Consider the following 14248-nt stretch of genomic DNA (forward strand, 5'->3'; position numbering starts at 1 on the left):
CTTGTTCTTTGAGCGCCACAGCGGTGGTGAGCGGGCGTTGCTCGTTCATCTGGAAGGTCAAGACCCTGAGGCGCGCGAAGATCCGCAGGAGTTTCAGGAGCTGGCTCTGTCGGCCGGCGCCGATACCGTCGCACTGGTCAACGTGCCACGGCATCGTCCATCGGCCAAATACCTGATCGGAACCGGCAAGGTCGAGGAACTTCGCGACCAGGTCCGCTCCGGTCATGTCGATCTGGTGATTTTCAATCACACCCTCACGCCCAGCCAGGAGCGTAACCTCGAACGTGTCTTTGAATGCCGGGTGCTCGATCGTACCGGGTTGATTCTCGACATCTTCGCCCAGCGTGCGCGTACCCATGAAGGCAAGCTGCAGGTTGAACTGGCCCAGCTTGAGCATATGAGTACCCGCCTGGTTCGCGGCTGGACTCACCTTGAGCGGCAAAAGGGTGGTATCGGGCTGCGCGGTCCTGGTGAGACCCAGCTCGAAACCGACCGTCGTCTGCTGCGGGTGCGCCTGCGGCAGATCAAGGGCCGTCTGGAGAAGGTGCGCAGCCAGCGCGATCAGGCGCGGCGCGGGCGCAAGCGGGCGGATATCCCTTCGGTTTCGCTGGTCGGCTATACCAACGCAGGCAAGTCGACGCTGTTCAATTCAGTGACCGACTCTGAGGTCTATGCGGCCGACCAGTTGTTCGCCACCCTCGATCCGACCCTGCGTCGTCTGCAGCTTGACGACCTGGGGCCGATTGTCCTGGCCGATACCGTGGGTTTCATTCGCCACCTTCCGCACAAACTGGTCGAGGCGTTTCGCGCCACGCTGGAAGAATCGAGCAATTCCGACCTGCTGCTGCATGTGATCGACGCCCATGAGCCTGAGCGCGATGCGCAGATCGAACAGGTCATGGCCGTGCTGGTCGAGATCGGCGCCCAGGACTTGCCGATACTTGAGGTGTATAACAAACTCGATCTGCTCGAGAATGTCGAGCCGCATATCCAGCGAACCCCTGATGGCAAGCCGGAGCGGGTCTGGCTGTCGGCCCGCGACGGTCGTGGTCTCGACCTGCTCAAGCAGGCGATCGCTGAGCTGTTGGGTGAAGATCTTTTTGTTGCAACCTTGCGTTTACCGCAGCGTTTTGCTCGACTGCGGGCAAGGTTCTTTGAAGTCGGCGCTGTGCAAAGCGAGGTGCACGATGAAGAAGGGGCCAGCTTGCTGGCTGTGCGTCTGCCACGTGTCGAACTCAATCGACTGGTGAGTCGCGAAGGATTGCAGCCGCTGGAGTTCATTGAGCAACACACTTTGCAATAAAAGCGCGGGAAAGCGATAGCACGCCTTTCCCGAGCATTCGGTAGCATGGGGCGGCGCGCCGAGGGCGCGTCTTTGCTTTATCAGATGGAGAGCGCTATGGCTTGGAATGAGCCGGGTGGCAACTCGAACAATCAGGATCCCTGGGGTGGCAACCGTCGTGGTGGCGATCGCAAGGGGCCGCCGGATCTCGACGAAGCCTTCCGCAAGCTGCAGGAAAGCCTGAATGGGTTGTTCGGCGGCGGTAAGAAACGCAGTGGTGATGGCAGTGGCGGCGGCAGCTCCAGCAAGGGCGGCGGCTTTGGCCTGCTGGGCATCGGCCTGTTCGTGGTCCTGGCCTTCTGGTTGTACAACGCCGTCTATGTTGTCGACGAGCAGGAGCAGGCCGTCGTCCTGCGGTTCGGCAAGTACTACGAGACTGTAGGTCCCGGCCTGAACATCTATTTCCCGCCGTTCGACCGCAAATACATGGAAAACGTCACCCGCGAGCGCGCTTACAGCAAGCAGGGTCAGATGCTGACCGAAGACGAGAACATCGTCGAAGTGCCGTTGACCGTGCAATACCGGATTTCCAGCCTCCAGGACTTCGTGCTGAATGTGGATCAGCCTGAAGTGAGCCTGCAGCATGCCACCGAAAGTGCCCTTCGCCATGTCGTGGGCTCCACGGCCATGGATCAGGTACTGACCGAAGGTCGTGAGCTGATGGCCACCGAGATCAAGGAGCGTTTGCAGCGTTTCCTCGATACCTACCGTACCGGTATCACCATCACCCAGGTGAACGTGCAAAGCGCAGCGGCACCGCGTGAAGTGCAGGAAGCCTTCGATGATGTGATCCGTGCCCGTGAAGACGAGCAGCGTGCCCGCAACCAGGCCGAAGGCTACGCCAATGGCGTGATTCCTGAGGCGCGTGGTCAGGCCCAGCGCATCATCGAGAACGCCAACGGTTATCGCGATGAAGTGATTTCCAGGGCCAAGGGTGACAGCGAGCGCTTCACCAAGCTGGTAGCTGAGTACCGCAAGGCTCCTGAGATCACTCGCGAGCGTCTGTATCTGGAGACCATGCAGGAAGTGTTCAGCAATACCAGCAAAGTGCTGGTCACCGGTGACAAGGGGCAGAACAACCTGCTTTATCTGCCGCTGGACAAGATGGTCGAGAGCGGTCGCAGCAACAATACCGCGACGCCTGCCAGCAATAACGGCTCTGCCGTGAGTGCTGACAATGCTGCTCGCCCGGTCGATATCCAGCAGCGTGAAACGCGTACCAGGGAGAGCCGCTGATGAGCAATAAGTCACTGTTTGCGCTCATCGTGGGCGTGGTGCTGGCGGTTGTCGCCTGGAACAGCTTCTACATCGTTGCGCAGACCGAACGTGCGGTCCTGCTGCAATTCGGTCGGGTCGTACAGCCTGACGTACAGCCTGGCCTGCATGTGAAGGTTCCGTACGTCAATCAGGTGCGCAAGTTCGATGCGCGTCTGCTGACCCTTGATGCACCCACCCAGCGGTTCCTGACGCTGGAGAAAAAGGCCGTGATGGTCGATGCTTACGCCAAGTGGCGGGTCAAGGATGCCGAGCGCTTTTACACCGCGACCTCGGGCCTCAAGCAGATTGCCGACGAGCGGTTGTCGCGTCGTCTGGAGTCCGGTCTGCGTGACCAGTTCGGTAAGCGCACCCTGCATGAAGTGGTATCGGGTGAGCGTGACGCGCTGATGGCAGACATCACCGGCTCGCTGAACCGTATGGCGGAGAAAGAGCTGGGTATCGAAGTCCTTGACGTACGTGTCAAAGCCATCGACCTGCCCAAGGAAGTCAACCGCAGCGTGTTCGAGCGCATGAGCACCGAGCGTGAGCGTGAGGCTCGCGAGCATCGCGCCAAGGGTAACGAGCTGGCTGAAGGTATTCGTGCCGACGCTGATCGTCAGCGCCGTGTGCTGCTGGCTGAAGCCTATCGTGAGTCTGAAGAGACCCGTGGTGATGGTGATGCCCAGGCCGCTGCGATCTACGCCAAGGCCTATGGTCAGGATCAGGAGTTCTACGCGTTCTATCGCAGCCTGCTGGCCTATCGTGAAAGCTTTGCAAGCAAGAGTGACGTGCTGGTGCTGGACCCCAAGAGCGAGTTTTTCCGCTACCTGGAGAAAGCCAAGCCGTAATCCGCATCACCCCATTGGGCGGCAAATCTGTCTCATGGGGTGAACGTACGGTAAAACGTGTGTATCATGCGGCAGCCGGGAAATTCCCGGCTTTTTTGCGTCTGCATGTTTGATTGGCCGTTTGCCTGAGTGCAGGCGGCAGGATTTTTCAAGGAGAGTGGGTCCGAGGCCTGGTTTCGGGTGTTTGTCGTGCCCGTCGTATGGCGACCGCTCTCTGCTTCATTCAAGGCTTGCCCGAAGGCTGGCCGCCCGGATAAGGGGAAGGGCTTAATGGCAACGGTTGACCGCTGGCTGCTCCCGGATGGCATTGAAGAAGTGCTGCCACCCGATGCTGCACGCATTGAAGTCGCACGACGTCAGGTACTGGACCTGTTCCAGAGCTGGGGCTATGAATTCGTCGTCACTCCGCATATCGAATACCTTGAGTCGCTGTTGATCGGCGCCGGTTCCGATCTGGACCTGCGTACCTTCAAGGTGATCGATCCGCAGTCGGGGCGGCAGATGGGGTTTCGCGCCGACATCACGCCGCAGGTGGCGCGTATCGACGCCCACACCCTCAAGCGTGAAGGTCCGACACGTCTGTGCTACGCCGGTAGCGTGCTGCATGCCAAGCCGCGTGCATTGTCCAATTCGCGCAGCCCGATCCAGCTGGGTGCCGAGCTTTATGGCGATGCAAGCACCAGCAGTGACGTCGAAGTCATCAGTTTGATGCTGGCGATGCTGCAGCAGGCCGAAGTGCCGGATGTGCATATGGATCTGGGGCATGTCGGTATCTACCGCGGTCTCGCGCGTGCAGCCGGCTTGTCTGGCGAGGTCGAGCAGCAGTTGTTCGATGCACTGCAGCGCAAGGCCATCGACGAGGTCGTGAGCCTGACCACCGGTCTGCCTGCCAACCTGGCTTCCATGCTGCAGGCGCTGGTCGGGCTGTGCGGCGGCCGTGAGGTGCTGGCCGAGGCCCGTGAACGACTGGCGGGTGCGCCTGCACCGGTACTGGCGGCACTGGATGACCTGCTGGTGGTGGCCGAACGCCTGACCGCGCGCTTCCCGCAGTTGCCGCTGTATTTCGACCTGGGTGAGTTACGCGGTTATCACTACCACACCGGTGTTGTGTTTGCCGCGTTTGTGCCGGGTGTAGGCGAGTCGATTGCTCAGGGTGGCCGGTACGACGATATCGGTGCCGATTTCGGTCGTGCACGTCCGGCTACCGGCTTCTCGACCGATCTGAAAACCCTGGTCACTCTGGGGCAGGCCGAAATCGAAGTGCCGACCGGCGGTATCTGGGTGCCGGACAGTAATGATTCAGCGCTCTGGCAGTCCATCTGCCAGTTGCGCAAAGACGGGCAACGTGTCGTTCAGGCGTTGCCTGGGCAGCAGGTAAGCGCCGCGCGTGAAGCTGGCTGCGACCGGCAATTGATTCAGCATGGTGAGGGCTGGCAGGTAATGCCACTGGCCTCTTGAGTATTCCTGCCGGCTGCCGCCGGCACCAAGTTTGCGTGAATGAGGACGAGTGTTATGGGTAAGAATGTCGTAGTCCTGGGCACCCAGTGGGGTGATGAGGGCAAAGGCAAGATCGTCGATCTGCTGACCGAACATGCTGCCGCCGTAGTTCGCTATCAGGGCGGTCACAATGCTGGCCACACCCTGGTGATCGATGGTGAGAAGACCGTACTGCATCTGATTCCGTCCGGTGTACTGCGCGAAGGCGTACAGTGCCTGATCGGTAACGGTGTGGTCGTGGCGCCCGACGCGCTCATGCGCGAAATCGTCAAGCTCGAAGAAAAAGGCGTGCCGGTGCGTGAGCGCCTGCGTATCAGCCCTTCCTGCCCGCTGATCCTGTCTTACCACGTTGCGCTGGACCAGGCGCGCGAGAAGGCTCGTGGCGAGCTGAAGATCGGTACGACCGGTCGCGGTATTGGCCCGGCCTACGAAGACAAGGTTGCTCGTCGCGGCCTGCGTGTGGGCGACCTGTTCCATCGCGAGCGTTTCGCTGCCAAGCTGGGTGAGCTGCTGGATTACCATAACTTCCAGCTGGTCAATTACTACAAAGAGCCGGCTATCGACTTCCAGAAAACGCTGGACGAATGCATGGAATACGCCGAGCAGCTGCAACCGCTGATGCTCGATGTGACCGCCGAACTGCACGAGCTGCGTCGCGCCGGCAAGGACATCATGTTCGAAGGTGCTCAGGGTTCGTTGCTCGACATCGACCACGGTACTTACCCGTATGTGACCAGTTCCAATACCACTGCTGGCGGTATCGCCACCGGCTCCGGTTTTGGTCCGCTGTACCTGGACTACATTCTGGGCATCACCAAGGCCTACACCACTCGCGTAGGTTCCGGTCCGTTCCCGACCGAACTGTTCGACGACACCGGTGCGTTCCTGGCCAAGCGTGGTCATGAATTCGGCTCCACCACTGGCCGCGCTCGTCGTTGCGGCTGGTTCGACGCCGTGATCCTGCGCCGTGCCATCGAAATCAACAGCATCTCGGGCCTGTGCCTGACCAAGCTGGACGTGCTCGACGGTCTGGAAACCATCAATATCTGCGTCGGTTACGAGAACGAAAACGGTGCGGTGATCGAAGCGCCGACCGATGCCGACAGCTATGTAGGCCTGCGTCCGGTATATGAGCAGTTGCCGGGCTGGAGCGAATCGACGCTGGGCGCCAAGACCCTTGCCGAGCTGCCGGCGGCTGCCCAGGCTTACATCAAGCGCATCGAAGAGCTGGTGGGTGCTCCGATCGACATCATTTCGACCGGTCCTGACCGCAACGAGACGATCGTCCTGCGTCATCCGTTCGCCTGATCTGATCGCGCTACACGACAAAGGGTCGCATTTGCGACCCTTTGTCGTTTCTGGGCAGCTGAGTTGCTCATAAATGTGTTACTTGCTGTGGGCACGACTATTGCTGTAGAAACGTCAGAAAAGATGCTATCAGTTTGATGGCGTTTGTTGGTGGAAGGAGTTCCCCCGTGTCTGCTGTCCTTTCTCTGCTGCGTAGTCGTTTGTTGCGTCCTGTATTCATTGCTCTTGGTATTGCCCTTCTGGTGCAAGTGCTGGTCGCTGTTGCGCTGACACGCAGCACGGTGGCTGCGCTGGAGGCTGATCTTGCCCGCAGTCTGGGTGTGGATTCGCAACAGCTGTCGACTCAGTTGGAGCGTGCCAGTAACGAAGTTGCTTCCAGCCTGGAAGCGCTATCGACCAATACCCGCCAGCGTTTGAGTCAGGGTTTGTCCACTCGTTTGAAGGATGAGCAGGGGCAACTGCGTGCCACGCTGGAAAAGAACCTGCACGAGTCTGCCAATGACATGGCCGAATTGCTGGCGGCGGTTGCGCCGCGTGCCATGTGGGATAACGACACCCCGACCCTCTCCGAATTCGCCCGCCGGGCGCAGCGCAATCCCAACGTGTTGTTCGTCGTCTATGACGATGCGGCCGGTGAGCACCTGACTCGCTACCTGGATCGAGATAACGCCAAGATCAAGGCGCTGCTGGCCAAGGGGCAGGGCGAGCGGGCCATGGACAAGGTCCTGGATGCGGCGAAAACCGATCCGGGTGTGTATTACGTCGAAGCATCGATCAGCCCCAATGGCGTCGAGATCGGCAAGGTGCGCATGGGGGTTTCTACCAGTGCGGTGGAAGAAAACCTGACTGCGCTGGACAAGCGCTTCTCGGGCCTCATCAGCAGTAGCGAGCAACTGGTTTCAGAGAGCCTGGCCAGTGCTTCGGCAGGCAGTTCGACGGCGCTGCGCAGCCGCTTGCAGGAGGCACACAACACTGCCGACACCATGGCGGGCAATACCCGGCTGGCGGTGCAGCAAGCAGCTGAATCACTGCGCTGGAGGATTGGTCTGAGCCTGGCGCTGGTCGGGTTGGGTGTGCTGCTGTTGGTGGCTGTGGTGCTTGGGCGGCGGGTGGTCAGCAAACTGCGCTTGCTGATTGCGGCCCTGAATGACCTGGCAGCGGGTGAGGGTGATTTGACCAAGCGGGTCAAGCTCGACAGCGATGACGAAATTGGCGATATGTCGGCAGCGGTCAACCGGTTTGTCGACAAGCTACAGCCAATCGTGCGTGAGGCGGGTGAGGTGGCCCAGCGTACCGGTGTCGAAATCGGCGTGATGAGCGAGCGCAATGCCGGTGCCGATGCGGCAGCCGGGCGGCAGCGTGACGAAGTCGCCGCCAGCTTGCAGGCACTGGAGCGTATGGCTGATGAGGCGCAGAACGAAAGCCAGGTGATGCAGAGTGCGTTGCAGCAAGTGGTGGGAATCAAGCAGGCGACCGATGAAACCACGCGCACTGCCAACCAGGTGGGCGGTCTGATCGAGGCGCTGGCCGGGCAGGTCGAGACCGGTGCTCAGGTGATTGAGCGTCTGGCCCAGCAGAGTCAGCAGATCGAAGTGGTGCTTGAGGTGATTCACGGGATTGCCGAGCAGACCAACCTGCTGGCCCTGAACGCGGCGATTGAAGCGGCGCGGGCCGGTGAAACCGGACGTGGTTTTGCTGTGGTGGCGGACGAGGTGCGGGCGCTGGCCAGCAAGACTCAAAGCTCCACAGGCGATATTCAGGAACATATCGTGGCGTTGCAGCGCGGCGCCAAGGAGGCGGTGGCGGCAATTGATCAGGCCGGCCGGCAGGCCAAAGAGGGGTTGGCGGTGTTGCGTGACAGTTCTAGGTTGCAGCAATCGGTGCAGGAGTCGGTCGAGCAGGTGCATGCGGCCATTGGTCTGGCAACTCAGGCCGCTGTGCATCAGGCGCAAGGTGCGCAGGCGGTGCGTGGTCGGGTCGAGGTGATCCATGCCCAGGCGGAGCGCGCAGCGCAGGCGGTATCGGAAACCACTGCTAGTGGTAAAGTGCTGAGTGGTCTGGCGGCGCAGCTCAAGGCGAGCCTGGGGCAGTTCCGGGCTTGATGGGGCTGGTATGCGGGTGGCGGCTTCGGTCGCCACTGATTTGTGTGGCGGGGGATTTGCGTAGGTGGCGCTAGGGCGGCATTGATTGTCGGTTAGGGTGATGAAAAACCGGATCGCAGAAAGCACAAAACCGAGCCAGTGGCTCGGTTTTGTTTGAATTGGTGCCCAGGAGAAGACTCGAACTTCCACGACCGTAAGGTCACCAGCACCTGAAGCTGGCGTGTCTACCAATTTCACCACCTGGGCGGATATTGCATTTGCAGCGTTTGCTTTTTCAGCTACATCCAAGACATTATCTTGAATGTTTGAATTGGTGCCCAGGAGAAGACTCGAACTTCCACGGCCGTAAGGCCACCAGCACCTGAAGCTGGCGTGTCTACCAATTTCACCACCTGGGCAACTCGTTGCATTTGGCTTTAATTTCGTTTGAAATCAAAGCTTGTTACAACTCAACGTAGGCTGTGCCGTCGTTGTGGTGCGCATCATAGGGATGGCATGAAAGCCTGTAAAGCTCTTTTTTAAGGTTTTTGAAAAAAAGTGACTGGATGGGGTTAGGCGCCTTCATTTAGCGTTTCAACCCCGTATATGCGAAACTGCGCCCTTACAGATAAGGTGAACGAATACTAATGGCCGATTGGCAATCCCTCGATCCCGAGGCCGCCCGTGAAGCGGAAAAATACGAAAACCCCATTCCCAGCCGCGAGCTGATCCTGCATCACCTCGCTGAGCGTGGTTCGCCCGCTGCCCGTGAGCAGCTGGTCGACGAATTCGGTCTGACCACCGAAGACCAGATCGAAGCCCTGCGCCGCCGTTTGCGGGCCATGGAGCGCGATGGTCAACTGATTTACACCCGTCGCGGCACCTATGCGCCGGTCGACAAGCTGGACCTGATCCTGGGTCGCGTGTCGGGCCACCGTGACGGCTTCGGCTTTCTGGTTCCGGACGATGGCTCCGATGACCTGTTCCTGAGCCCGGCGCAGATGCGCCTGGTGTTCGACGGCGACCGTGGCCTGGCGCGTGTGGCTGGTTTCGATCGTCGTGGCCGCCGCGAAGGGGTGATTGTCGAAGTCATCTCCCGTGGACACGAAACCATCGTGGGTCGCTACTACGAAGAAAGCGGCATTGGTTTCGTGGTGCCTGACAATCCCAAGGTCCAGCAGGAAGTGCTGATCACCCAAGGGCGTAACGGTGGCGCCAAGGTGGGCCAGTTCGTCTCGGTGAAGATTACCCACTGGCCGACCCCGCGCTTCCAGCCTCAAGGTGACGTGGTCGAAGTGGTAGGCAACTACATGGCTCCGGGCATGGAAATCGACGTTGCGCTGCGCAGCTACGATATTCCGCATGTCTGGCCGCAAGGGGTGCTCAAGGAGGCCGGGCGCCTCAAGCCCGAAGTCGAAGAGCGCGACAAGGCCAACCGCATCGACCTGCGCCATCTGCCGTTCGTGACCATCGACGGCGAAGATGCCCGCGACTTCGACGATGCGGTGTACTGCGAAGCGCGCCCCGGCAAACTGCGGCTGTTCTCCGGCGGCTGGAAGCTGTACGTGGCGATTGCCGACGTTTCCAGTTATGTGAAAGTCGACTCGGCGCTGGATGCCGAGGCCCAGGTGCGTGGCAACTCGGTGTATTTCCCCGAGCGCGTCGTGCCCATGCTGCCGGAAGAGCTGTCCAATGGCCTGTGCTCGCTGAATCCGCATGTCGATCGCCTTGCCATGGTCTGCGAGATGGATTTCTCCAAGACCGGCGAGATGGTCGATTACGTGTTCTATGAAGCCGTGATCCACTCCCATGCACGCCTGACCTATAACAAGGTCAGCACCATCCTTGAGCACTCGCGTACTTCCGAAGCACGCAAGCTGCGTGAGCAATACAACGAAGTGGTGCCGGACCTCAAGCAACTGTACGCACTGTACAAGGTGCTGCTGGGCGCACGGCATGCGCGTGGTGCCATCGACTTCGAAACCCAGGAAACCCGCATCATCTTCGGTGCCGAGCGCAAGATCGCCGAGATCCGCCCGACCACCCGCAACGATGCGCACAAGCTGATCGAGGAGTGCATGCTGGCGGCCAACGTGGCCACTGCCGAATTCCTCAAGAAACACGAGATTCCTGCCCTGTACCGGGTGCATGACGGCCCGCCGCCAGAGCGTCTGGAAAAGCTCAGTGCCTTCCTTGGTGAGCTGGGTTTGTCGCTGCACAAGGGCAAAGAGGGGCCAACCCCGAAGGATTACCAGGCGCTGCTGGAAACCGTGCGTGAACGCCCGGACCATCACCTGATCCAGACCGTGATGTTGCGTTCGTTGAGCCAGGCGGTGTACACCTCCGACAACAACGGCCACTTCGGCCTGAACTACGAGGCCTATACGCACTTCACCTCGCCGATCCGTCGCTATCCGGACCTGCTGACCCACCGTGCGATCCGCAGTGTGATCCGTTCCAAGCGCGAGACGCCCCATGTGCGGCGTGCCGGTGGGGCGACGATTCCCAAGGCGCGGATCTATCCGTACGACGAAACAAGCCTTGAGCAACTGGGCGAGCAGTGCTCGATGAGCGAGCGCCGTGCCGACGAGGCCACCCGTGACGTGGTCAACTGGCTCAAGTGCGAGTACATGAAAGACCGCGTGGGTGAGACGTTCCCGGGTGTCATCACCGCAGCGACCGGCTTTGGCCTGTTTGTCGAGCTGACCGACATCTATGTCGAAGGCATGGTGCATGTCACTGCCTTGCCGGACGACTACTACCATTACGACCCTGTGCACCATCGCCTGGCTGGCGAGCGCAGCGGGCGCAGCTACCGCTTGGGCGACAGCATTGAAGTGAAGGTCATGCGCGTCAATCTGGACGAGCGCAAGATCGACTTCGAAGTGCCGGCCGGTTCAGCGACTGCAGCTGCACCGCGCAAGCGTCAGTTGCAGGGGCAAAATCAGGGGCAGAGCCAATCGCCTTTCAGTGAGCCGCCTGCAGCGCCGGCAAAAAAAGAGCGGCGCGCCACTTCAGGCAAACGTGCGGTGGCTGATGCTTACTATCCGAGCGATGCCGTGGCCAAAAACGCCGAGGTGCGCAAGAGCCGGGAAATGAAAAAGGCGCTGCTGGCCGAAGCCAAGGGCGCCGGCAAGTCTTCAGGCAAGTCCTCATCGCACAGCGGTGAGCCGGCTGGCAAGCCGACCAAGCATCGCAAGGGGCCATCGCGGTCCAAGTCCAAGGGCAAGTCATGAGTGAGCTGGAAAAAGTCTACGGCGTGCATGCCGTAGAGGCGTTGTTGCGTCATCACCCCAAACGGGTCAAGCAGATCTGGCTGGCGGAAGGGCGCAGCGAACCGCGGGTTCAAAACCTGGTTGAACTGGCCACGCAGAACCGCGTGCAGATCGGTCAGGCCGAGCGCCGCGAGATGGACGCCTGGGTTGAAGGTGTGCATCAGGGTGTGGTGGCGGAAGTCAGCCCCAGCCAGGTCTGGGGCGAGGCGATGCTCGATGAGTTGCTTGAGCGTCATGAAGGCGCGCCATTGCTGCTGGTGCTCGACGGCGTGACCGATCCGCACAACCTCGGTGCCTGCCTGCGCACCGCCGATGCCGCCGGTGCGCTGGCGGTGATCGTGCCCAAGGACAAATCGGCAACCCTCAATGCCACGGTGCGTAAAGTGGCCTGTGGTGCCGCCGAGGTCATCCCGCTGGTGGCGGTAACCAACCTGGCGCGTAGCCTGGAAAAACTGCAAAAACGCGGCGTGTGGATCGTCGGCACTGCGGGCGAAGCCGAGCAGGAGCTGTACCAGCAGGATCTTACCGGGCCGATCGCCATTGTCATGGGCGCCGAAGGCAAAGGCATGCGCCGCCTGACCCGTGAGCATTGCGATTTTCTGGTGCGTCTGCCCATGGCCGGCAGCGTCAGCAGCCTCAATGTCTCGGTTGCGACCGGTGTGTGTCTGTTCGAAGCCCAGCGTCAGCGCGGCAGCAAGCGCTAGGCGCTGCGCGCCAGCTACAAGCTGTAAGCGACAAGCTACAAGAAAAAGCAGAACCGGGCGGACACAGTATTCCCGTTTGCCACGATCTGCCTTTGTTCTAGCTTGCAGCTTGCAGCTTGCAGCTTGCAGCTGCTCATTGCTCAATAATTCACCAATGTTCTTGCGCCACCTCCGGCGCTTCTCTACAATTGCGCCCCTTGCTGTCATGGCAGGCGTACATGCGCCTGTGACGAGCAAGATCAGAACGAGTCATTCACTCCTTGTCTGACCGCGCAAGCGGCAGGCTACAACCCGTAAGGAGCATTCATGCGTCATTACGAAATCATCTTTCTGGTTCACCCGGACCAGAGCGAACAAGTCGGCGGCATGGTCGAGCGTTACACCAAGCTGATCGAAGAAGACGGCGGCAAGATCCACCGCCTGGAAGACTGGGGCCGTCGTCAACTGGCCTACGCCATCAACAACGTTCACAAGGCTCACTACGTGATGCTGAACGTTGAGTGCTCCGGCAAGGCTCTGGCCGAACTGGAAGACAACTTCCGTTACAACGACGCCGTGATCCGTAACCTGGTCATCCGTCGTGACGAAGCTGTTACCGGCCAGTCCGAGATGCTCAAGGCTGAAGAAAACCGCAGCGAGCGCCGTGAGCGTCGCGATCGTCCTGAGCACGCTGACAGCGCCGATGGCGACGACAGCGACAACAGCGACGTTAGCGATAGCGCTGACGAGTAATCCACGGACCTTTTGAGGAGCCTATTAAATGGCACGTTTCTTCCGTCGTCGTAAATTCTGCCGCTTCACCGCTGAAGACGTGAAAGAGATCGATTTCAAAGATCTCAACACTCTGAAAGCCTACGTATCGGAAACCGGCAAAATCGTTCCAAGCCGTATCACCGGTACCAAAGCTCGCTATCAGCGTCAGCTGGCCACCGCTATCAAGCGCGCCCGCTTCCTGGCCTTGCTGCCTTACACCGACAGCCACGGCCGCTGAGACCGGGTCGTCGACAAGCGTAACAAGGGATAGATCGCATGCGTGCCTTGGCTGAATTGATCATGCGCGGCCGTATGCAGGCCACCTTCGTGGTGGTCGGATGTGCGGCATTGCCGCTGCTGTTCTGGTTGAGTGCTGCCGCAGGATGCCTGGTGCTTCTGCGACGCGGGTTCAGCGATGCCGCCGGCATCCTGGCCTGGGCTCTGCTGCCGGCTTTGGCCTGGTGGTATTTCGGCGAACCGCGCACCGCCATGGTGTTGGTCGGATCGCTCGGCCTGGCAATGGTTTTGCGTGCCAGCGAGTCCTGGGCCCGTGTGTTACTCGCCAGTGTGGCGTGGGGACTGATGTATGCAGTGATCCTGGGAGCGGTATTCCGTGAACCTATCGAGCTGTTGTCGCAGGAGATTCAGAAACACCTGCCGACAATGCTCGCCGGCCTCTACGAGCAAATGAGCGTAGAAGAGCGGGCCCGTCTGGGATCCCTGATTGCACCGGTACTCAATGGCCTGATAGCGGCTTTGTTGCAGATCGTCAGTGTGCTGACCCTGATGCTGGGGCGTTACTGGCAAGCGTTGTTGTACAACCCTGGCGGTTTCGGGCGCGAATTTCGTGCCGTGAGACTGTCGCCAATACCGATGCTGGTACTGGTGGTCGCCATGCTGGTCGGGCCGAATTTCGGTCCCCACATGGCCATGCTGACACCTCTGTGCAGCGTGCCGCTGGTCTTTGCAGGGCTGGCACTGGTTCATGGCCTGGTCGCTGAAAAGCGTCTTGGCAAATTCTGGCTGGTGGGGATGTATGTCGCGCTGCTGTTAGTCATGCAACTGATCTATCCGTTGCTCGTGGTTCTGGCCATTGTCGACAGCCTGATTGATTTTCGCGGCCGCCGGGGGTCGAAAGACGCCGGTAACGGTCCTGCGAACGGTGAAGGTTAAAAGTTTAGAG

11 protein-coding genes and 2 tRNA genes are annotated in these 14248 nt (G+C 60.1%); 11 read left to right on the plus strand and 2 right to left on the minus strand.

All coding sequences use genetic code 11. The annotated features are described in order from the left end of the window. Position 1: 1 nt before the first annotated feature. The 6 genes from hflX to NJC38_RS11135 all read left to right on the plus strand — a co-directional run bounded on the left by hflX (position 2) and on the right by NJC38_RS11135 (position 8354). Entirely contained in the window at positions 2-1303 is a 1302-nt protein-coding gene (gene hflX / locus NJC38_RS11110) for a ribosome rescue GTPase HflX (protein ID WP_045486825.1), read from the plus strand. A 96-nt stretch (positions 1304-1399) separates the two neighbouring features. Continuing rightward, positions 1400-2578: an FtsH protease activity modulator HflK gene (hflK, locus tag NJC38_RS11115; RefSeq protein ID WP_045486827.1), complete on the plus strand. Its 1179-nt coding sequence runs from the start codon at positions 1400-1402 to the stop codon at positions 2576-2578. After that, complete coding sequence (gene hflC, locus NJC38_RS11120; RefSeq protein ID WP_045486829.1) at positions 2578-3447, plus strand: protease modulator HflC; 870 nt, start codon at positions 2578-2580, stop codon at positions 3445-3447. The genes hflK and hflC overlap by 1 nt, the downstream gene beginning before the upstream one ends. A 270-nt stretch (positions 3448-3717) precedes the next feature. Next, a complete protein-coding gene (locus NJC38_RS11125; RefSeq protein WP_045486831.1) occupies positions 3718-4905 on the plus strand; it encodes an ATP phosphoribosyltransferase regulatory subunit in 1188 nt (395 codons plus the stop codon). A gap of 54 nt (positions 4906-4959) precedes the next feature. Beyond that, entirely contained in the window at positions 4960-6252 is a 1293-nt protein-coding gene (locus NJC38_RS11130; protein ID WP_253114569.1) for an adenylosuccinate synthase, read from the plus strand. 167 nt (positions 6253-6419) lie between these two features. Then, positions 6420-8354 carry a methyl-accepting chemotaxis protein gene (locus NJC38_RS11135; RefSeq protein ID WP_045486835.1) on the plus strand — a complete coding sequence of 645 codons (1935 nt, stop codon included), beginning with the start codon at positions 6420-6422 and terminating at the stop codon, positions 8352-8354. A gap of 159 nt (positions 8355-8513) precedes the next feature. On the opposite strand, the gene NJC38_RS11140 is transcribed toward NJC38_RS11135, so the two are convergent. Together NJC38_RS11140 and NJC38_RS11145 are read right to left on the minus strand one after the other, a co-directional pair. Beyond that, positions 8514-8600 (minus strand) — tRNA-Leu (locus tag NJC38_RS11140). A gap of 65 nt (positions 8601-8665) precedes the next feature. Continuing rightward, positions 8666-8752, minus strand: a tRNA-Leu gene (locus NJC38_RS11145). Between the two features lie 228 nt (positions 8753-8980). On the opposite strand from NJC38_RS11145, the gene rnr reads away from it, so the two are divergent. The 5 genes from rnr (at position 8981) to NJC38_RS11170 (ending at position 14238) form a co-directional block, all read left to right on the plus strand. Next, positions 8981-11569: a ribonuclease R gene (rnr, locus tag NJC38_RS11150; RefSeq protein WP_045486837.1), complete on the plus strand. Its 2589-nt coding sequence runs from the start codon at positions 8981-8983 to the stop codon at positions 11567-11569. Continuing rightward, on the plus strand, positions 11566-12312 hold the full coding sequence (gene rlmB, locus NJC38_RS11155) for a 23S rRNA (guanosine(2251)-2'-O)-methyltransferase RlmB (RefSeq protein WP_253114572.1): 747 nt from the start codon (positions 11566-11568) through the stop codon (positions 12310-12312). Before rnr ends, rlmB begins: the two co-directional genes overlap by 4 nt. A gap of 306 nt (positions 12313-12618) precedes the next feature. Beyond that, positions 12619-13044, plus strand: a complete 426-nt coding sequence (gene rpsF, locus NJC38_RS11160) for a 30S ribosomal protein S6 (protein ID WP_045486846.1) — start codon at positions 12619-12621, stop codon at positions 13042-13044. 28 nt (positions 13045-13072) lie between these two features. Continuing rightward, positions 13073-13303 (plus strand): 30S ribosomal protein S18, encoded by a 231-nt coding sequence (rpsR, locus tag NJC38_RS11165; protein WP_003249563.1) that lies wholly within the window; start codon positions 13073-13075, stop codon positions 13301-13303. A 38-nt stretch (positions 13304-13341) separates the two neighbouring features. Then, entirely contained in the window at positions 13342-14238 is an 897-nt protein-coding gene (locus tag NJC38_RS11170) for a hypothetical protein (RefSeq protein WP_253114575.1), read from the plus strand. Positions 14239-14248: the final 10 nt, after the last annotated feature.

The sequence above is a fragment of the Pseudomonas sp. 21LCFQ010 genome (genome assembly GCF_024129905.1).
Lineage (GTDB): Bacteria > Pseudomonadota > Gammaproteobacteria > Pseudomonadales > Pseudomonadaceae > Aquipseudomonas.

Coding starts and splice junctions, on each gene's coding strand:
- rlmB (WP_253114572.1), top strand. CDS start 11,566: ATGAGTGAGCTGGAAAAAGTCTACGGCGTGCATGCCGTAGAGGCGTTG.
- NJC38_RS11125 (WP_045486831.1), top strand. CDS start 3,718: ATGGCAACGGTTGACCGCTGGCTGCTCCCGGATGGCATTGAAGAAGTG.
- hflC (WP_045486829.1), top strand. CDS start 2,578: ATGAGCAATAAGTCACTGTTTGCGCTCATCGTGGGCGTGGTGCTGGCG.
- hflK (WP_045486827.1), top strand. CDS start 1,400: ATGGCTTGGAATGAGCCGGGTGGCAACTCGAACAATCAGGATCCCTGG.
- rnr (WP_045486837.1), top strand. CDS start 8,981: ATGGCCGATTGGCAATCCCTCGATCCCGAGGCCGCCCGTGAAGCGGAA.
- rpsF (WP_045486846.1), top strand. CDS start 12,619: ATGCGTCATTACGAAATCATCTTTCTGGTTCACCCGGACCAGAGCGAA.
- rpsR (WP_003249563.1), top strand. CDS start 13,073: ATGGCACGTTTCTTCCGTCGTCGTAAATTCTGCCGCTTCACCGCTGAA.
- NJC38_RS11130 (WP_253114569.1), top strand. CDS start 4,960: ATGGGTAAGAATGTCGTAGTCCTGGGCACCCAGTGGGGTGATGAGGGC.
- NJC38_RS11170 (WP_253114575.1), top strand. CDS start 13,342: ATGCGTGCCTTGGCTGAATTGATCATGCGCGGCCGTATGCAGGCCACC.